This is a genomic window from Pseudomonas guariconensis (assembly GCF_040822035.1).
GTDB lineage: Bacteria > Pseudomonadota > Gammaproteobacteria > Pseudomonadales > Pseudomonadaceae > Aquipseudomonas > Aquipseudomonas guariconensis.
On sequence record NZ_CP162012.1, the window covers coordinates 3,295,068 to 3,313,893 of the forward strand.

General features: G+C 61.7%; 22 protein-coding genes. 13 read left to right on the plus strand and 9 right to left on the minus strand.

Annotated features, from left to right (window positions below; translation table 11 throughout):
* Positions 1-15 precede the first annotated feature (15 nt).
* From AB1N67_RS15125 to AB1N67_RS15145, 5 genes are all read left to right on the plus strand, one after another.
* Entirely contained in the window at positions 16-333 is a 318-nt protein-coding gene (locus AB1N67_RS15125; RefSeq protein ID WP_043211712.1) for an SCP2 sterol-binding domain-containing protein, read from the plus strand.
* Positions 334-531: 198 nt separating this feature from the next.
* On the plus strand, positions 532-1,599 hold the full coding sequence (locus tag AB1N67_RS15130; RefSeq protein WP_043211709.1) for a phosphotransferase family protein: 1,068 nt from the start codon (positions 532-534) through the stop codon (positions 1,597-1,599).
* Positions 1,600-1,617: 18 nt separating this feature from the next.
* Positions 1,618-2,385: an SDR family oxidoreductase gene (locus AB1N67_RS15135; RefSeq protein ID WP_043211707.1), complete on the plus strand. Its 768-nt coding sequence runs from the start codon at positions 1,618-1,620 to the stop codon at positions 2,383-2,385.
* A 132-nt stretch (positions 2,386-2,517) separates the two neighbouring features.
* Positions 2,518-3,591 (plus strand): helix-turn-helix transcriptional regulator, encoded by a 1,074-nt coding sequence (locus AB1N67_RS15140; RefSeq protein WP_043211706.1) that lies wholly within the window; start codon positions 2,518-2,520, stop codon positions 3,589-3,591.
* Positions 3,592-3,606: 15 nt separating this feature from the next.
* Positions 3,607-4,305, plus strand: coding sequence for a YoaK family protein (locus AB1N67_RS15145; RefSeq protein ID WP_102082256.1), 699 nt, complete (start codon positions 3,607-3,609; stop codon positions 4,303-4,305).
* 1 nt (position 4,306) lies between these two features.
* Here AB1N67_RS15145 and AB1N67_RS15150 read toward each other — a convergent pair whose 3' ends face one another.
* Positions 4,307-4,657 (minus strand): hypothetical protein, encoded by a 351-nt coding sequence (locus AB1N67_RS15150; RefSeq protein ID WP_090344543.1) that lies wholly within the window; start codon positions 4,655-4,657, stop codon positions 4,307-4,309.
* A gap of 116 nt (positions 4,658-4,773) precedes the next feature.
* Here AB1N67_RS15150 and AB1N67_RS15155 point away from each other — a divergent pair, with 116 nt between their 5' ends.
* The 5 genes from AB1N67_RS15155 to AB1N67_RS15175 all read left to right on the plus strand — a co-directional run bounded on the left by AB1N67_RS15155 (position 4,774) and on the right by AB1N67_RS15175 (position 9,460).
* A complete protein-coding gene (locus AB1N67_RS15155; RefSeq protein ID WP_090344541.1) occupies positions 4,774-5,064 on the plus strand; it encodes an RcnB family protein in 291 nt (96 codons plus the stop codon).
* Positions 5,065-5,227: 163 nt separating this feature from the next.
* Entirely contained in the window at positions 5,228-5,446 is a 219-nt protein-coding gene (locus AB1N67_RS15160) for a hypothetical protein (protein WP_232092072.1), read from the plus strand.
* A 79-nt stretch (positions 5,447-5,525) separates the two neighbouring features.
* The gene (locus tag AB1N67_RS15165; protein WP_043211693.1) at positions 5,526-5,918 is read left to right on the plus strand and encodes a glycine zipper domain-containing protein; all 393 of its coding nucleotides are present in this window, start codon (positions 5,526-5,528) and stop codon (positions 5,916-5,918) included.
* 141 nt (positions 5,919-6,059) lie between these two features.
* Complete coding sequence (locus AB1N67_RS15170; protein ID WP_043211691.1) at positions 6,060-7,889, plus strand: SLC13 family permease; 1,830 nt, start codon at positions 6,060-6,062, stop codon at positions 7,887-7,889.
* 161 nt (positions 7,890-8,050) lie between these two features.
* Entirely contained in the window at positions 8,051-9,460 is a 1,410-nt protein-coding gene (locus tag AB1N67_RS15175; protein ID WP_043211689.1) for a GGDEF domain-containing protein, read from the plus strand.
* Between the two features lies 1 nt (position 9,461).
* On the opposite strand, the gene AB1N67_RS15180 is transcribed toward AB1N67_RS15175, so the two are convergent.
* Positions 9,462-10,223, minus strand: a complete 762-nt coding sequence (locus AB1N67_RS15180) for a TSUP family transporter (protein WP_090344535.1) — start codon at positions 10,221-10,223, stop codon at positions 9,462-9,464.
* 99 nt (positions 10,224-10,322) lie between these two features.
* Between AB1N67_RS15180 and AB1N67_RS15185 the strand changes: the two genes are divergently transcribed.
* Entirely contained in the window at positions 10,323-11,228 is a 906-nt protein-coding gene (locus tag AB1N67_RS15185) for a LysR family transcriptional regulator (protein ID WP_090344534.1), read from the plus strand.
* A gap of 546 nt (positions 11,229-11,774) precedes the next feature.
* Here AB1N67_RS15185 and AB1N67_RS15190 read toward each other — a convergent pair.
* Positions 11,775-12,266 carry a GNAT family N-acetyltransferase gene (locus AB1N67_RS15190; RefSeq protein ID WP_043211682.1) on the minus strand — a complete coding sequence of 164 codons (492 nt, stop codon included), beginning with the start codon at positions 12,264-12,266 and terminating at the stop codon, positions 11,775-11,777.
* Between the two features lie 515 nt (positions 12,267-12,781).
* Here AB1N67_RS15190 and AB1N67_RS15195 point away from each other — a divergent pair.
* The gene (locus tag AB1N67_RS15195) at positions 12,782-12,958 is read left to right on the plus strand and encodes a hypothetical protein (protein WP_167358086.1); all 177 of its coding nucleotides are present in this window, start codon (positions 12,782-12,784) and stop codon (positions 12,956-12,958) included.
* Between the two features lie 74 nt (positions 12,959-13,032).
* On the opposite strand, the gene AB1N67_RS15200 is transcribed toward AB1N67_RS15195, so the two are convergent.
* The 6 genes from AB1N67_RS15200 to AB1N67_RS15225 all read right to left on the minus strand — a co-directional run bounded on the left by AB1N67_RS15200 (position 13,033) and on the right by AB1N67_RS15225 (position 18,503).
* Positions 13,033-13,785 carry a hypothetical protein gene (locus AB1N67_RS15200; RefSeq protein WP_367863157.1) on the minus strand — a complete coding sequence of 251 codons (753 nt, stop codon included), beginning with the start codon at positions 13,783-13,785 and terminating at the stop codon, positions 13,033-13,035.
* A 91-nt stretch (positions 13,786-13,876) separates the two neighbouring features.
* A complete protein-coding gene (locus AB1N67_RS15205) occupies positions 13,877-15,457 on the minus strand; it encodes a DUF5666 domain-containing protein (RefSeq protein ID WP_367863158.1) in 1,581 nt (526 codons plus the stop codon).
* Positions 15,454-16,308, minus strand: a complete 855-nt coding sequence (locus AB1N67_RS15210) for a DUF6502 family protein (protein ID WP_182942731.1) — start codon at positions 16,306-16,308, stop codon at positions 15,454-15,456. The genes AB1N67_RS15205 and AB1N67_RS15210 overlap by 4 nt, the downstream gene beginning before the upstream one ends.
* 148 nt (positions 16,309-16,456) lie before the next feature.
* Positions 16,457-17,131, minus strand: a complete 675-nt coding sequence (locus AB1N67_RS15215; RefSeq protein WP_367863159.1) for a hypothetical protein — start codon at positions 17,129-17,131, stop codon at positions 16,457-16,459.
* Between the two features lie 326 nt (positions 17,132-17,457).
* A complete protein-coding gene (locus tag AB1N67_RS15220) occupies positions 17,458-18,231 on the minus strand; it encodes an ABC transporter ATP-binding protein (protein WP_090344520.1) in 774 nt (257 codons plus the stop codon).
* A gap of 89 nt (positions 18,232-18,320) precedes the next feature.
* On the minus strand, positions 18,321-18,503 hold the full coding sequence (locus tag AB1N67_RS15225) for a hypothetical protein (protein WP_080642114.1): 183 nt from the start codon (positions 18,501-18,503) through the stop codon (positions 18,321-18,323).
* Here AB1N67_RS15225 and AB1N67_RS15230 point away from each other — a divergent pair.
* Positions 18,502-18,816, plus strand: a complete 315-nt coding sequence (locus AB1N67_RS15230; protein WP_102082249.1) for a phage holin, lambda family — start codon at positions 18,502-18,504, stop codon at positions 18,814-18,816. The genes AB1N67_RS15225 and AB1N67_RS15230 overlap by 2 nt on opposite strands.
* Positions 18,817-18,826 lie beyond the last annotated feature (10 nt).

Sequence of the window (18,826 nt, forward strand, 5' to 3'; positions counted from 1 at the left end):
TATAAGGAATGCGCCATGACCTCCGTAGCTGATGCCGTCAAGAAGATGCAAGAGAAGTTCAACCCATCCGCTGCCGCCGGCCTGGACCTGGTGTTCGGTTTCAACATCACCGACGAAGACAAGCACTATGCACTCATCGTCAAGGACGGTACCTGCAACCTGCAGGAAGGCGAGAACCCGGACGCCAACTGCACCCTGGTCATGGACAGTGAAACCCTCAAAGGCATCGTCAGCGGTGACACCGATGGCATGCAGGCCTTCATGAGCGGCAAGCTGCGCGTCGAAGGCGACATGATGCTGTCGATGAAACTCAGCGAGCTGTTCCCCGCCTGAGTGGCTCGAGCGATTGCCGATGAAAAAACCGAGGCCAACTGGCTTCGGTTTTTTTTTGCCGGCGGCCATGCAAGGCCCATCAAGATGAGTGATTGAGCGGCAACACCCTTGCCTATAAGCCCCTTGGTACGCTTGTGCCAGTGACGTAGCGAAATTAGATTAGCCAATAGTTATTGCGCTGGAAAATAAGGAAAACGCATGACGCTCACCGATCAATCCACCCAGGTACGCCCCGGCGAAGAGCTCGACGCGGCCGTCATCGATCCCTATCTGAAAGCTCATATCGCAGGCTTGCAGGGTAAGCCCTCGATCAGCCAGTTCCCTGGCGGCGCGTCGAATCTCACCTATTTGCTCGCCTACCCGGATCGAGAGTTTGTCCTGCGTCGTCCGCCGTTCGGCCACAAGGCCAAGTCCGCCCATGACATGGGGCGGGAGTTCCGCATCCTCAATCAGCTCAACGATGGCTTCCCGTACTGCCCCAAAGCTTATGTGCACTGCACAGACGAGTCGCTGATAGGCGCTGAGTTCTACGTCATGGAGCGGGTCAAGGGCGTCATCCTGCGTTCGGACATTCCGCCTTCGCTGGGCCTGGATGCCAGCCGCACAGAGGCGCTGTGCAAAAGTTTCATCGATCGCCTGGTGGAATTGCACCAGGTCGACTACACCGCATGCGGCCTGGCCGACCTGGGCAAGCCAGAAGGGTATGTACAGCGTCAGATCGAAGGCTGGACCAGCCGCTACGAAAAAGCCCTGACCCCGGATGCCCCGCTATGGAAACAGGTGATCGCCTGGCTGCACGACAAGATGCCCGCCGATCATCCACGTCCAGGCATCGTGCATAACGACTACCGCTTCGACAACGTCATCCTCGATGCCGAGAACCCCATGCGCATCATTGGTGTACTGGACTGGGAGATGACCACCCTGGGCGATCCGTTGATGGACTTGGGCAACAGCCTGGCCTACTGGATCGAGGCCAACGACCCACCACCGGTGCAACTGATGCGACGTCAGCCGAGCAATGCCCCTGGGATGCTGACCCGTCGCCAGTTCGTCGATTACTACGCAGAACGCGCCGGTATCCACCTGGACAATTTCGATTACTACTATTGCTACGGCCTGTTCCGTCTGGCCGGAATCGTCCAGCAGATCTACTACCGCTTCCACCATGGCCAGACCCAGGACAAACGCTTTGCCCAGTTCATCCACATGAACCGGCTGCTGGAACACATGGCCCTGCAAGTGATCGATAAGTCCTCACTCTGATAACAAGGAAAATCCGGCATGTCCAAGACCACGCTGTTCGACCTCGACGGCAAAATCGCCTTCGTCTCCGGCGCCAGCCGCGGCATCGGTGAGGCCATCGCCCATCTGCTAGCCCAGCAAGGCGCCCATGTGATCGTCTCGAGCCGCAGGCTCGAGGGCTGCCAAGCGGTCGCCGACGCCATCACCGCCGCTGGCGGCAAGGCCACTGCCATGGCTTGCCACATCGGTGAAATGGAGCAGATCCAGCAGGTGTTCGCCAGTATCCGTGAACAGTTCGGACGCCTGGACATCCTGGTCAACAATGCGGCCACCAATCCGCAGTTTTGCAATGTGCTGGACACCGACCTCGGCGCCTTCCAGAAAACCGTGGATGTGAATATTCGCGGATACTTCTTCATGTCGGTGGAGGCCGGCAAGCTGATGCGTGAACACGGCGGCGGCAGCATCATCAACGTCGCCTCGATCAATGGCGTATCGCCCGGATTGTTCCAAGGCATCTATTCGGTGACCAAGGCCGCAGTCATCAACATGACCAAGGTGTTCGCCAAGGAGTGTGCGCAATTCGGCATTCGTTGCAACGCATTGCTGCCAGGCTTGACCGATACCAAGTTCGCCTCGGCATTGGTCAAGAACGACGCCATCCGCAATGCCGCCTTGCAGCAAATCCCCCTCAAGCGCGTGGCCGATCCCGGCGAAATGGCCGGCGCGGTGCTGTACCTGGCCAGCGACGCCTCCAGTTACACCACCGGCACTGCACTCAACGTGGACGGCGGTTTTCTTTCCTGACCAGAGCTTGAGCGCCTGCCCTGTACCTCAGCGGCAGGCGCCCTTCAGCTCGAACGCACGCTTGCACCTCGTCAACTTCAAGTTGACAGCTCAGGTATACTCGCAGCTCGCGCTTCTGCCAGGACCCTGAACATGACGGAAAACAGCTTCGCCTTTCGCCTCAAGGAACTGCTCGAACACCACAAACTGACGCTACAGGCTGTAGGCACTGCGTTGGGCATCTCTCGCACAGCCGTGCACAAGTGGACCCGGGGCGGCGAGATCGACTACGACAACCTGCGTAAGCTGGCGGACTTCCTCAACGTCAATTGGATCTGGCTGCGCTATGGCGAAGAAGCGCTGCAAAGCGTGCAGCACGCCGAGGTGGTGGAGCTGCCGATGACCGATCTACGCCGACGCTACACCGCCGAAATCATGGAAAGCGAGACGCGTATGAAGCTGGCCCAGGAAGGCGCGCGAATTGTCACCTGGGAGTGGAACCTGGTCAGCGATGAGGTGACCTATTCACCCAACGTCGAGGCCGTGTATGGCTGGCCCGTGCGGCGCAACGAGGACTTCTGGGCCCATGTGGCGCCCGAAGACGCCCAGCAGATGCATGCCATGTACACCCGCGCGGTGGCTACCGGCACTCCATGCGAGTGCGATTTTCGCATTACCCGCCCGGATGGCAGCCAACGCTGGATCGCGTCGCGCGCCACCGTGCTGCAGGACAGCGCCGGGCGCTCGGTGAAGATGGTCGGCATCAGCATGGACGACACCGAGCGCAAAGTCGCCGAGGCGGAACTGCGCCAGAGCGAGGAGCGCTTTCGCACCATTTTCGAGCTGGCCTGGGGCGCCTTGGCCTACATCGGCCCTGATGGCAGCTGGCAGCGGGTCAACAGCTCCTTCTGCGAAATGCTCGGCTACAGCGAGCAGGAGCTGTATGGCATGACCTTCCAGCAGCTCACGCACCCCGACGATCTGCCAGACAACCTGGTGCTCCTCGAACGTATGCTGGCAGGCGAAATCAACCGCTACGAAGTGGAAAAGCGCGTGCGCCATAAGGAAGGCCACTACCTCTGGGTGCGCGCACGCACTTCGCTGCAGCGACACGCCGACGGCCGACCAGAGCATCTGATCAGTGTGTTCGAAGACATCACAGCCGAACGCGACGAGCACGAACGCCTGCAAGCCCATATCGCCGGGTTGCAAGCCCGCCTGAACTGAACCGGAGAAACGACGATGCTACCAGGAAGCCAATCGGCTAATGGTCACTGCCATCGACACGTGCAGCGCCGCGGCACGGTGGGCCTTTATTTCGTCGCCGGCTTGTCCGTGCTGGCCGGCATGACCGATGCGATCGGATTCATGGCCACAGGCGATTTCGTTTCGTTCATGAGTGGCAACACCACACGCCTGGCGGTGTCGCTGGGCAGCGCCGAGCTGGGCCCTGTGCTGCGCCTGGTGCTGGTGATCGGTGCGTTCGTTCTGGGCAACGCCTTGGGCGTGGTCGTTGCAGCAATGACAGGCCGTCGTCCCTGGCCTTTGCTGAGCCTGATCGCCACTTTGCTGGCCCTGGCCGGCCTGATGCCCGAGCTACTTCAACTGCCCGCCTTGCTGGCGGCAGTCATGGCCATGGGCATGATCAATGCGGTGGTGGAGGAAGTGAACGGCCTGCCCATCGGCCTGACCTATGTCACCGGTGCCCTGTCGCGCTTCGGGCGTGGGCTGGGCCGCACCCTGCTCGGCCAGCGCAAGCTGGGTTGGCGGGTGCAGTTGATCCCCTGGTGTGGCATGCTCCTGGGCGCCATCGCGGGCGTCCTGCTCGAACAGCAATTCGACCGCTTAGCCCTGCTCGCCAGCGCCCTGCTGGCAGCCTTGCTGGGCCTGGCTTCGCTGAAAATCCCTAGGCGCTGGCAGCTTCGCTACATGCCCCGTTGAATCATAGGCAGGTCGCTGCCGCGGCGCGGCGGCGCAGGGCCATGGTGTCGTTGTTCTGCGCGTAGTAATCCACACGAGTGCCGCCAGATTGCGGATAGATATCGGCGAACGACTCGGCTTCGCGGGTATAGACCGTGAAACCACCTTGCTTGCGTGGCTCCAGATAACCGCTGGCATCGACCCCGAACGCCGCTTCTTCCTGCCAGCTGAACTGAATGCATTGGGCGACGATCTCCGGCGCCTTGTGCGAGTCGAGTTGCGCGGTCGGCGCGTTGCCACGTGCAGCTTCCATGGTGGCTGAGGCGCAACCGACCAACACCAGAGCGGCGACCATCGGCACGAGTGCTCGCATTTTTCCATCCTCGAGACAAAAAAGAACGCGACTCTAGCATTGCAGTGACGGCAAATGAATTATCCCGCGCAGGCGAGGGTCGCAGATAGGGCATGTCCTGTTTTCAAGGAGCCCCCATGAAGCCATTGCTCTATGTCCTAGCTTTCACTGTCGCCCTCCCCCTGGCCGCCTCAGCAGCGGACACGAAAGAACAGAGCGTCACCGCCCCGCACAGCCAACGCGAACTTAAAGTGGGCGATAAAGCCCCGGATCAGTACAAGCGCGACGACTTGGTTATCCACGATTGGCAGGCCAAGGGCCTGCAGCCTCCGGAAAAGGAAAGTCACTGGGTACGCCTGGCTGACCACTACGTACTGGTGCAGACCACCAATGGGGTGATTCTCGCCATCGAGCCCGCCTCGAACTAGCAAGGCGCGGACAGGCCGGCCGCCAAGCGCGGCCGGATCAATATACGTCCGACATGCCACTCATCGCTGGAGCGGCAGATTTTTGCGCGCCCAAGAAACCAAATCGAGCGCTTCCGGTCTCAGGAGGTACCCCGTAAATCTTTGCGGATCAAGGACCTATATCGTGATGAAGCGCATTGCGAGTTTTGCGTTGATTGCCACCGTGCTCACCCTCAGTGGCTGCTACCACCACTACCACGACGATGATGATGGCTGGCGGGATCGTGACCGGGACCATCGCTACTACCGTGACCGTGATGATGACGGCTATCGCTATCGAGACCGCGACCGCCGTGATCGCTACCACCGTTATCGCGACCGCGACGACGATGACGACGACTGATACTGCAACGCCTTTTTTCCCCTGACCCGCCGCCCGTGCCGCGGCACCTTACCCTGATGATTCGTTTGAGGTTCACATCATGCGTCTGACTCTGCCTTCCCTTGCCCTCGGCCTGCTGCTCTGCCAGGGCGCATTTGCCGGCGACGGCACCGCTGCCATCGGCGGCGGCCTGGGTGGCGCCCTTGGTAACATTGTTGGCCAACAGATCGGCGGCGGTACCGGTGCCGCCATCGGCGCAGGCCTGGGCGGCGCTGCCGGCAGTGCGGTTGGCGCACGCAAGGGCAATCGTACCGAAGCCGCTATTGGCGGTGGCCTGGGTTCGGCGGGCGGCTCGATCCTGGGCCGCGCGGTCGGCGGTTCCACCGGTTCGACCATTGGCGCGGGCCTGGGTGGCGCAGCAGGTGGCGCGTTGGGCAATCACATGGGTGACAACGACGGCGGCCACAGGCATCACCGTCGTCACCGCCACTGATTGCCGCTACACCTGAGGGGCTGCTTGCAGCCCCTTCTTGTCAACAAACATTGCAACATATCAACACCACCTTCACTGCACGGTGCCACACTCGGCGCTACTCTCTACCGTGCCCCTTGAGTGAAGGAACACCCCCTCCCCATGAACCATGAGCTGCTCTGGGTCCTCTGCCTGCTGGCCATCGTCGTCACACTTTTCGTCATCAACCGCCCGCGCATGGATGTGGTCGCCCTGCTAGTGATCCTGGCCCTGCCGCTTTCGGGAATCCTCACCATCGAGCAGGCGCTGGCAGGCTTCAGCGACCCCAACGTGGTGCTGATCGCAGCGCTGTTCGTGATCGGCGAAGGCCTGGTACGCACAGGCATCGCCTACCGCATCGGTGAATGGATGAGCGAACGGGCCGGCAACAGCGAGGCACGCCTGCTGGTATTGCTGATGATTGCAGTGGCCGGCCTGGGCTCGGTCATGAGTTCGACGGGAGTGGTGGCGATCTTCATCCCCGTGGTGCTGAGCATCGCTGCGCGCCTTAGCCTGTCGCCCAGTCGGCTGATGATGCCGCTGAGCTTCGCCGGCCTGATCAGTGGCATGCTCAGCCTGGTGGCCACACCGCCCAACGTGGTCGTGCACAGCGAACTGGTGCGTCATGGCAGCGCGGGTTTCAGTTTCTTCAGTTTCACCCCGTTCGGCTTGGTGGTGCTGGTGCTCGGCATCGGCTACATGCTGTTCGCCCGCCGCTGGCTCAATGGCGAGGTGCGCAAGGATGGCCGGGTGGAAACCCGCCGCACCCTCCTTGACCTGGTGCTCGACTACAAACTCAACGGCCGCGAGCGCCGTCTGCGCATCCGCGCTCACTCTCCGCTGATCGGGCACACCTTGGGCGAGCTGGAGCTGCGCACCCGCCACGGCGCCAACGTGATCGGCATCGAGCGCCAGCACAAGTTCACCACCCGGGTGATGGTCGCCGATTCGAGCACGGTGCTGCACCAAGGTGACGTGCTGCTACTCGACCTGTTCGCCAATCGCGATGACTTGCGCAGCCTGTGCCAGACCATGCAACTTGAGCCCTTGCACTTCAAGGCTGCCTATTTCATCGACCAGTCCCAGGACCTGGGCATGGCCGAAGTTTCCCTGCCGCCCGGGTCGCAATTGCTCGGCAAGAGCATCCTGGAGCTGGCCTTCCGTAGCCGCTTTGGGCTGAATGTCGTCGGCCTGCGCCGTGAGCAGACCGCCATTGATGAGCAACTGGTGGAAGAGAAACTGCGCCTGGGCGACACCCTGCTGGTGGTCGGTCCTTGGAAGGCCATACGCCAGCTGCAAAGCCAGCCCAAGGACTTTCTGGTCTTGAGCCTGCCTGCGGAAATCGATCAAGTGGCTCCGGCCCGGACCCGAGCCCCCTTTGCACTGATCAGCCTGATGGTGATGGTCGGCTTGATGGTCAGCGGCATGGTGCCCAACGTCGTTGCCGCGCTGATCGGTTGCGTGCTGATGGGTGCCGGACGCTGCATCGACATGGACAGCGCTTATCGCGCCATCCACTGGCAAAGCCTGGTGCTGATCGTGGGCATGCTGCCCTTCGCCCTGGCCCTGCAGAAAACGGGTGGCATCGACCTGGCGGTGAGCGGCCTGGTCAGCCTGCTCGGTGATGCGGGGCCTTACGCTATCCTCGGCTGCCTGTTCGCCGTCACCGCGCTGATCGGTTTGTTCATTTCCAATACCGCCACGGCGGTGCTGATGGCACCGGTTGCTATCAGCACCGCACAGCAGCTAGGCATGTCGCCCTACCCGTTCGCCATGACCGTCGCCCTGGCGGCCTCGGCGGCGTTCATGACGCCAGTGTCCTCGCCGGTCAACACACTGGTCTTGGGGCCAGGCCAATACCGCTTCGGCGACTTCGTCAAGGTTGGGGTGCCGTTCACGATGGTGGTGATGCTGGTGACTGTTTTCATGGTGCCGTGGTTTTTTGGTCTGTAGCCGGCGTCAATAAGTCGACGAAAATGGCCGCTGCCACATAGAAAGCCGCCCAGACACCAGCTAATTGACATCCCTCCATTCAGGAAACACACTGACGCCTCATTACCCCAGGTGCTTACAGGCGTTTTCCTGGATTCCGTCTCCGCTAGCCGGTCGAGCCCATGGTGTTCCCAGCCCCGTCGCGCCTGCTTCCTCTTCTTGCCTTGTTCGGCTTGTCCCTCGCCCTGACGCTGGGCGGTATCCTGGCCCGACCGATCGAATCCCTGTCGCTGTTCTGGCCCGTCAATGCGGTGCTTGCCGGCGTGCTGCTGCGCTATCCACGGCAGGCCACCTTCGCAGGGTTCGGCCTGGTCTGGCTGGCCATGGTCACCGCCGACCTCGCCACCGGCAGCGCCTGGAAGCCTGCGTTGTGGTTCAACCTATGCAATCTGGGGGTGATCATCACCCTCTGGCGGGTGTTGTCGCATTTGCCGCGGGTGCATCGCCGCATGCGCACGCCGGAAGGCGTGCTGCGTGTATTCGGCGCCAGCGCCGCCGGAGCCGTCGTCGCGGCGAGCATGGCGTGTGTAGTGGCCGCTCCTTGGTTCCAGGAATCGCTCAAGGCCACTTGGCTGGCCTGGTTCAGCGAACAGTTCTCGACCAATGTGCTGGTGTTGCCGATGCTACTCACCGCACCGAACCTACGCTCCTTGACTCGAGGCGGTGGCCAGGCGATTCGTCTGATGCCGCTGCTGATCCTGCTAGGCTCCCTGGCACTGAGCATCGCTTTCGGCGGGCCAGGCGCCATCGCCTTCCCCATCGCCGCCTTGTTGTGGTGCGCCTGGACATACTCGTCATTCATGGTGTCGCTGCTGACCTTCACCACCGGCACTACGCTGATCGTCGCCGTGGCGCTGAGCCTCATGCATTTCAGTCTCCCGCAGAGCATGCCTGGGGTGAACACACTGATGTCGGCGCGCCTGGGCATCGCCATGCTCGTGCTCGGTCCGCTGGTGGTGGCCTGCGTCAGCAATGCCAACCGCAGTCTGCTGGCACGCCTGGCGCACCAAGCCACCATCGACCATCTCACCGGCGCCCTGACCCGCAGCGCCTTCACCCGTCGTGCCAACGCCCTGCTCGAGAGCCGTCAGCAGCATGCCCAAGCGATGCCCCTGACCTTGATGATGCTGGATATCGATCACTTCAAGAACATCAACGACCAATACGGCCATGCCGTAGGCGACCAGGTGCTGCGTCAGTTCTCCCATACCATTCAGGACCAATTGCACGAAGGCGAGCTGTTCGCCCGCCTCGGGGGCGAAGAGTTCGTGATCATCGTTGCAGGGCTTGCGCCGGAGCAGGCCACATTCACTGCCGAGCGTCTGCGTCGCGCCGTGCAGGACTTGCGCGTGGTGGTGCTCGACCGCCGCCTGCAGATCACCGTCAGCATCGGCCTGGCGGGTTGCCGCGCCCAGCAGTTGGCGCCCAACCTCGACAGCTTGCTGGCACAGGCTGACCAGGCGCTCTACCGTGCCAAGGCTGCGGGCCGCAATCGCATCGTACAGGCCGAGGCGCAGCGCCAAGTCGTCTGACTCAAACCGCCAGCAAGTCCCAGGACAACTTGGCAATCAGCACGCACAACAGCACCAGGAACAGTCCGCGAACGAACCCCGCCCCCTTGCGCACCGCAAGCCAAGTGCCCGTCAGCGCCCCCAGAATGTTGAAGGCCGCCATCGGCAATGCGATGGCCCAAAGTACATTTCCAGATGGGATGAAAAACACCAGTGCGGCCAGGTTGGTGGCGATGTTCACAAGCTTGGCTGACGCCGAGGCATGGAGAAAATCCAAGGCGAAGAAGCGAATGAACAGGAAGATCAGAAAGCTTCCGGTGCCCGGCCCGAACAGACCATCGTAGAAGCCGATCGCGCCACCGATCAGCACCGCCAGGCACTGCTCCTTGCGACCGATCCGGGCGGGTTTGTGCAGGGTGCCGAAGTCCTTCTTGCAGAAGGTGTAGATGGCCATCAGCACGATCAGCACCAGCACCGCCGGGCGCATCACGCTGGGTGGCACCAGCGAAACCGTGGCGGCGCCGGCGAACGACATGACGAAGGCACTGGCAGCGGCTGGCACGATCAGGCCCCAGTCCAGATGCACCTTGCGCAGGAACGAACGAGCCGCGAACGAGGTGCCACAGACCGAGGCCAGTTTGTTGCTGCCCAGCAGCGCGGCCGGTTGCGCGTTCGGCAGTACGTTGAACAGCGCCGGAATCTGGATCAACCCGCCACCGCCAACAGCGGCATCGATCAGCCCGGCGGCGAAGGCGAACAACGAAAGCAGCGCGATATCCATCATGGGGCAGGTTCCGGAACGAAAAGCAGAGCCCCAAGGCTAACCAAATGGTGGCGCTTATGTTGAAATGCGACGTTGCGAAAACTGCAATCAGGAGCGTCCATGGCATTGGACATGTTGCGAGAAATCCAGGCCTTCGTCACCGTCGCCCACAAGCGCAGCTTCGTTGCCGCCGCCCGCGCCCTGGGGCGCTCGCCAAGCGCCGTCACCCGCGCCGTGCAGGCGCTGGAAGACAATGCCGGGGCCAAGCTGCTCAATCGTAGCGCCAGTACCGTGACCCTCACCGAGGCCGGTGAACGCCTGCTACCTCATGCCGAGCGCTTGCTGGATGTGCAACGGGATGCCGTCGACGAGCTGGCGGCGCTGAGCGGCTCATCCCAAGGCTGGATTCGCTTCGCCGCGCCCGAGCTGCTCGGCCAACAGCTATTGCCCGCGGTGCTCGCTTCATTCTCCCAGCAATATCCGCAGGTCACCCTGGACGTGCAGTTCAGCGACCAGGCCCTCGATCCGCTGCAAGGCAAGTTCGACTTCGTCATCCGGGGCGCCTTTCCGCAGTCCAGCGAGCTGATCGGTTATCCCCTTTGGTCCTATCGGCGCTACCTGTACGCCAGCCCCGATTACCTGGCCCGCCACGGCATGCCCGAGCATCCTGAGGCATTGCATGGGCACGCCCTGATCCTGCATACCGCGCCGCGCGTGCTCAAGGCCTGGCACTTCTATCGCGATGGGCAGATCAGCAGCCTGCGCCCACATCCGCGGCTGCGTCTGAGTGCTGGGGGGGCGATCCTGCAAAGCGCGTTAGCCGGTGCGGGAATCGCCCGCCTGGCTGATTGGGTGGCCGAGCCAATGGTGCATGCCGGGCGCCTGGTTCGCGTCTGCACCGACTACCGCCTGACTTCGAGCAGCGGCCAGGATCCGCAGATGCATGCGCTGTATCCCGCAGGGGAACTGCCCGTGCGGGTGCGCGAGCTATTGCAATGGGTGCGCCGCGCCTATCCTCAGCACTAGGTCAGTGAGCGTACGCATGCGTATAGCCCCTTACCGACAGCGCTGCTCAAATTCTGTTCAATTTAACAGAGCCCGCCGCCGGCTTGGGTTGCAGCGATTTATCCACAGACCTACCCACGTTTTTTGTGGACAGATTTCTCAACGCCGAGAATGACTTATCGTACGCACGACAACGCCGCAGGGCATCGCTCTGCAGCGTCTGGAAGCGGGCCATGCCCAAGAGAACAAGCCCGCCTATTGAGGCGGCGGGCCGGCACGAACGTATCAGCTTGGCGGAATGGTGCCTAACAGGCCGACCAGGATTGTCAGCAACAGGAATCCACCCAGGAAAAGTGCGAGCTTGCCCATCGGAACCTCTATAGATAATGGCGAAACGGCGAGGCTGGCCGGTGCTGTTGCAGAGCAGCGCAGCTTGCCCAGCGCACGCCGGTTCGGAAGGCTGGGCTTGATGGGTATTGTCTGATGCAGGCTGATACGGTTACAGATTCAGGTTCATGGAAAAAAAGCATATCAGATGGGGCCGCAGGCACAGTCGCAGAGCAAACGTCACAAAGCCATGACCATCTCGTGCCAAGCCATCCCGCCATGGTCGGAGGCCGAAGGCTGCACATAGCGGTAGCCCATTTTTTCGTACAGCCCCACGTGGCGGTCCTTGCACATCAAGTGGATGGTGGCCTTGCCGCGCTGACGCATCTGATCGACGAAATGGCTCATGAGCAGGCCAGCGAACCCTCGCCCCTGAAAGGCAGGATCGACCACTACCGACATGATCACTACATTCGGCGCCTGGGCGTCATGGCCGACCAATTCCTTGAAGGACTCGTCGGACATCACCACGTCAAAGGCACAACCACTGTTGATGAACCCGATCACCACCCCCTCGAGTTCCAGCACCAGGAACCCTTCCGGGTACTGAGCAATGCGCGTGGCGATCTTCTCGCGGGTGGCGGCCTCGTCACCTTCGTAGGCGCTGATCTCGATCTGATAGCAACGATCCACATCCTTGGACGTGGCCTGGCGCAAATGCGGGGTACTCATGGGGGCAATATCCGAAATACAAAAACGGAACGACATGCTAGCGCAAGTCTGTGCGCACACCGAATGAGTAATGCCAGCATTCACCCGTAAGTTCTGCCCAATGAAGCAGCTACCCAGCGCGGCAGGCTTTCACCTGCTCTGCGTCCAGCGCTCGGAACCGGGATCGACGGCAGCCGTGGCCACGCGATCTCTGGAGCGACAGGCCATGCGCGACGCGTGATTTCGAGCCCCATTTGCAACATAACTTTTCAGTGGATCGACACTGGCCATGCGCGCCTGAGCGCGACACTGAGCGGACTGGAGCCCGTGCAACCCCCATGAACATTGAGTGCTAGGCCGTAGGCGGTACATCACCTGAAACACTCCTACCACCTTTCCTGTAGGAGGGTTCCTATGTGCTAGTAGCTTCCAGACTACGAGCTTGGCCGCTGCTGTATGAAACATCAGTTTCACCTGTTTGAACGAGCTGATACGGTCGCGGCCTCCTACCCCAGCATGGAATGCACGAGAGCGACATGGACCCCTATCGAACCTCCGCCCTGGCCCTGCAGAAGACGCTTCTCAACCTGCGTCAACAGCGTGACCTGCTCAAATCCCAAGGCCGCGACCAGGAAGCCGACAAGCTCGCCAGAACCATCGCCGGCATAGAGGCGACACTGCGCGAGATACCGGACACCCCTACCCTGCAGTAACACCTGATGCCAAAACCGCCTGGTTTCGCGGGCCAGGCGGCAGGCAGCTCTGAGGCAATCGCACCGGTGCGGGGTCAAAACGAATGGTTGAGCAGCAGCCCGCCGCCTGAATCAGGGCTCGCGTCGGAAAAGCCTTTCAGCGCATACAGCTGGACCTTCCAACCCTCGCTGAGTTTTTGGGTCAGAAACAGGGTGAGTTCCTGGATCTCATCGCCGTCTGATGACACTTTCTGTCGCCAGTCGTACACCGCCCCTATCGATGTGGCTGTTGCGATCCGGCTGAGCAGGCCGATGGAAGTGAAAACCGGATCATGGAAATCCGAGTCGGCCGGATCGCCGAACTTCTTCCAACCCAATGTGGCGAAGCCATTCACCGCACCGAATGCCCGAACCAGATCCACCTGGGCTGAATAATCGGTCTTGCCGGTGCCCAGGCAATGGTCTTCATCGGCGGTAGGCAGCTTTATCTTTCCAACCAGATCCACAAGCAGATTACCGCCGTCGCGGCCATCGAGCAGTGCGTAATCGGCACTGGCCACCGTATCGCCGAGCCCGCTCTCGACGCGGCCACAGTCGTCACCCGCCAGCGGTTCACCACCCGGCCCTACCGCAGGATTGGTGATGCGTAGATAGGGAATGGTCATCTTGTAGATCATCGGACCGGTTTCGTACTTGCCAATGACCGGGACATACCAGGTCTCGCTGGTGGCCGCCGTGCCGTAGTCCCCCCGCGAGTAATCCATCCCCGTAGACAAGGTCACTTCATCGGCCAGGGCTGGCCAGGCCAGGGCCATCAGGCAGGGAAACAACCCACGCATCGAAATCATGCCTACCTCGTTGCGATCAGGACATTCCATCAGGTGCGGTACAGCCTGGTCTGGATGCTTTGAAGCATAGCCGGGCGCAGGCAAACCGAGCCTAATGAGAACCAGAATGTTCAGAGCGCTCGAGCTTCTCAGGCCGTTCCACTTTTTCAGGGCGCTCAGGGCGCTCGACCTTCTCGGGCCGCTCGACTTTTTCCGGACGCTCGACCTTCTCAGGGCGTTCGACTTTGTCCGGCCGCTCTACCCTCTCAGGACGCTCGACTTTCTCGATGCGCTCGATCTTCTCGATGCGGTCAGGCTTGTCTGGCCGGTCCGAACGCTCGATCTTCTCAATCCGTTCGATCCGCTCAACACGCACGCCATTTTCGAAGACCTCAATGCGCTCGCGCGTTTCCACCCGATCACCGGATTCGCGCGTTTCGATGCGTTCTCGACGCTCTACGCCCCCCGACTCAGATACGTCTGTGCGCTCCACCTTTTCTCGGGCTGCGCCACTCTCGATGCGCTCGCGGGTGTGCCCCTGTTCATAGCTGGAGCCACGGCCAGCTTGCTTTGCGGATTCGACGGCTGTAGACGTTCCCGATTCGACTTCCCGAGGCCCATCGGACTCGCCCCCCTGAGACTGACGGGGCTGCACGCCATGCCAGTGACTGTCGCCGTGATGTTCATGCACCACCTCCACTCGCTGCGCGTGAATGATGCGCCCAGTGTCGAACACACCGCTGACGCGGACGCGTTGACCGATGGCAAGCGTCTCGACCCGTCCCTCGGTGGCGCGGTCGACATTGGCTGTGAAACCACCGACTTCGATGCGATTACCCTGCTGTCCACGTACCAGCCCTTCGACCAAGGCGTTACGCACTCGTCCAGCGAAGGGGAAGCTTGGATCCCGGAGGGTTTGCGCCACATTCAATTGTTGACCGTTCCAGGCGCCGCGCACCAGTACCTCACCCGTGGGTGGCAACACCTTATTCAAGGCCAGGCCATGCAAGTCGCCCGGTTTGCCGATATCACCGATGGCACTGACCTGGACCAGACCCGGCGCTCGATCTACGCGGCTGGCTACCACCTCGCCCTGCGCATTGCGCATGCCGCTGACACGCACCGGCTCGCCAATGCGCAGGCCCGGCGCTACCCGGGCACCTGCCGCCACCCGCACCGGTTGGCCCATGACGCGCATCGGCGTATCGCCGGATGCAAGCCCAGTCACCGGCCCTTCATAGGCATTGAGTATGGCGATGCTGCGCGCTTCCAGACCCCGACGGGACGGCTGGGCCTCGACGGCCACCACCTGGCCGATCGCCAATCGTTGACTGCTGGCAGGCTGGCCGTTCTCGCTGAGCGCCACTTTGTTGTCGAAATGAACCTCCACGCCATTGACGCAGATCGAACCGAATCCTGTGATGGTGCCGACGATGCCCGTGCCGCCCACACCACCTTCGTCCTGCGACGCACCGGTACCCCCGATGCCGCCACCGCCCGGACGCGCACCGGTCCCACCGACGCCTCCATTGTCAGGCGCGCCTGTCCCACCGACGCCGCCCGGCGCCATCATGCCTGTACCGCCGCTGCCACCCGGCTCGAGGCAGGCAGGCGCGGCACTCAGCGGCGCCGACAGGGTAAGCGCGCAGCACAGCGCTGCGAGCGAGCTCAGCAGGTGCGACGTCATGTTCATGGCTTACTGGCCTTGGTCGCGGACGCGGCCTCGGGCGGGCTGGGTTCGGCGTAGAAATAAAGGCCGACGGTGATGCGCTGACGGACCTCAGCCGGCGGCTGTTCGCGCTCCTCGAGCTCGGCGGCCAGCTGGTTGAGCGTGAGCAGGAGCTGCATGCCATCGGTACGCACGGCGTCTCTGAGCTGCTGGACACCCGCCTGGGACAAGCTGTCGTAGTGCACGCTGCGCTCGAAGAACGGCTCGCCTGCATCGGTCAGGTTATGTACAGCGGCGCAGGCATGGTCATGCAAGTTGTGCCGAAAATAGGCGATCTTTTCCTCTAAGCCGCGCTGAGGGATGAATGCTCGGGTCTGCAAATGGACCTGATCGTCTTCATCGACGCTCACGACCCCTAGGCGGAGCCACTCATCCAGCACGACACGGGCGCGGATATCCGTGCTCAGCGACGCGACCAAGGCATCGAATGACCGTTCGCCGCCCACACTGGCCAAACGCGGCAATGCCCGAGGTTCGCCGGGTTGTTCACAGAATGGCTCGTGGTTCAGCCAGATACTCACCAGATGCGCGCCAAAAGATACTGCTTCCGGCAGGCTGGCCTCGTCCTCCAGGACCTGGGACCGCAAGCGCCGGACGTCCTTGCGGTGAACCCCTGTCAGCAGACTGATCCGACTGTCGCTGGGCGGTTTTCCATCGAGACGGAACTCGCGCTCAGCAACCTCTACGAAGACCTCCTTGAGCAGGTTGACGAAGCTACTGAAGGTCACTCCCTTTCTCAGCATCAACCGCACCAATGGCCGCATCACAGAGCGCAATGCCGGTAACAGGGAGGGCGGTAGAGTGGGCAGATGCATTGCAAAGCTTCCTTAACCAAGGGGGAGCGCACGGTGTTCATGGGCGGTACATTCGAGCACCTTGCCCTGCACATCACAACCGTTCAGGACCCGCCTCGTCGATGCGAAACCCGGATCGCTCCGGGTTTCGGCTTCCGAGGTTCAGCGGTCAGGCACCGCCACGATCATCACCAACATCATGATCGGGGCCATCATCGGCGCCGCGGCCTACACCGTGATCATCGCCCACGTCGTGGTTAGGACCATCATCTGCGCCATGGCCGACACCATGAGGCCCGCCAGCATCGTGGTTGGCACCATCATCGGCACCGTGGCCGACACCATGGGTACCACCGTCATCGCTGCCACGCCCCGAATTGCCATGGCCACTGTTACCGCTATGGCCTCCATCGCCCTCGTGACCTGAGCCACCGTGGCCACCACCACTACCACCATGGCCCCCACCGCTGCCGCCACCATGACCGCCTCCGCCGCCACCGTGGCCACCGTGGCCACCGCCGCCATGACCGCCACCACCTCCGCCATGGCCACCGCCGCCATGACCGCCACCACCTCCGCCATGGCCACCGCCGCCATGACCGCCACCACCTCCGCCATGGCCACCGCCGCCATGACCGCCACCACCTCCGCCATGGCCACCGCCATGGCCACCGCCACCACCACCACCGCCGTGGCCACCACCGCCGCCACCATGACCGCCACCTCCGCCGCCATCCTTGGCGTATGCGCTGGAGAAATCACTAATCGAGTCAGGCACCAATGCCAGCGATGCCGAAAGGACGCCACCGATGGCCAGCGCCAACAAGCATTTTTTGAGCAGCATGACGAATCTCCGCTTCAGAGTTGCATTTCCGTACTCAAATCGAACGCAACAACCAATGAACTCCAGCTGCCTCGCGGGCAACCAGCCAACCAGCGGCCGCTCCTTGGTGATGAAGGTGCAGTAACTCGTGCACGTTCCCTTCTATGCCAGTCAGCGTTTTTATTTTGTGGGAATTTTTCCCACGTCATGAGATTAGTTTTCCACACTGGAGAGTCAATGACCGGTTATCCGGTTATTGGGTGCAGAGATCGGTCAGGGGAAGCCCCGCCCTTCGGGAAATGCCAGAGGTGGCTACAAAGGGCGCGGGTAAGACAGGCCAGTGGAGCTCACGCATGCCAGCAGCGGTACCAGCCATCCTGTTCGGTGATGCGCAGCTGCGTCTGGTAGAGGGCGGACAAGCGTTCGCTGGTCAGCACTTCGGCCTTGGGACCATCGGCGATGATGCGTCCCTTCTCGAGCAACACCACACGCTCGATCTCGGGAATGATTTCGTCGATATGGTGAGTGGTAATGATCATCGCATGGTCTTCACCGCAGAAGCGCCGCAACAGGTTGAGCATGCCCAGGCTGGCGCCCATGTCCAAGCCATTGGCCGGCTCGTCGAGAATCAGCGCTCGCGGCTGATGGACCAACGCCCGTGCCAACAGAAGCCTGCGTCGCTGGCCGGTGGACAGCCGCTGGAACATGGTCTGCTCGTATTCGGCCATCTCGACGACTGATAGCAACTGACGCGCCCGCTCGCGCTGCTCATCGCTCGGCTGCAGATGGCCATGGGCGCCAATGGCACCAAAGAAACCGGAAACCACCACATCCAGGGCCTGGGTATAGGGTGTGTAATCATCCTGCAGGTCTTGAGAGATGAAGCCGATGCGGCTTCGCAGCGCCCACAGATTGACCGTCTCGCTCCCGAACAGGCGCAAGTGGCTGCCTTCGCGCTCCACCGGGTAGAGCTCTCGGGTGATCAGCTTGAGCAACGTGCTCTTGCCGGCACCGTTGGGGCCCAGAATGGCGACTTTCTCGCCTTCGCCGATGTGCAGGGAAAACCCATCGAGCACGCGGGTCTGCTGCTGGAAGGCGGTCACATTGTGAATATCGATCATGGTTGGCTCATCTGAGGGCAAACGAACGCAGAGTGTGCCGTCGATGTACACAAACGGAAAGACATGAAGCGCGCCATGAAGCGCCAGTCCTAGAACATCTGCGGATTGTCGATTTTCGAGCCGCTGCAGACCATGCCGACATCAAGGCGATATCGCGCCGTTAAAAGGACACCTCCATGCCCCGCCCTGCCTGTAGCTTCACGAAAAACATTGCCGGTCTTGATTGCCCAGACCAGCCACAACCGAATGGCCATGAGGAAGTGTGCAATCATGATTGATCGACCTGAGGCCTGGGCCTGGCTCGAACGCTGGCTTCAAGATAACTGGCCAGGGCTGTACGCAGGCCTATTGGCCTTAATCATCGCAGCGTTACGCGTAATTTATGGGGGCGGCTCGCTGCGACGAATGCTGATCGAAGCCCCCTTGTGCGGCGCCCTCGCACTCGCTGCAAGTCACGGCCTTTCGCTGATCGGCGTGCCAAGCGAAACCGCACCCTTCTTTGGCGGCGTGATCGGACTGCTCGGCGTCGAAGGCATACGTGCCGCAGTCATCAAGTTCTTCGTTCAGAGAAAGCCGTTGCCCTGACGCTGCGCAA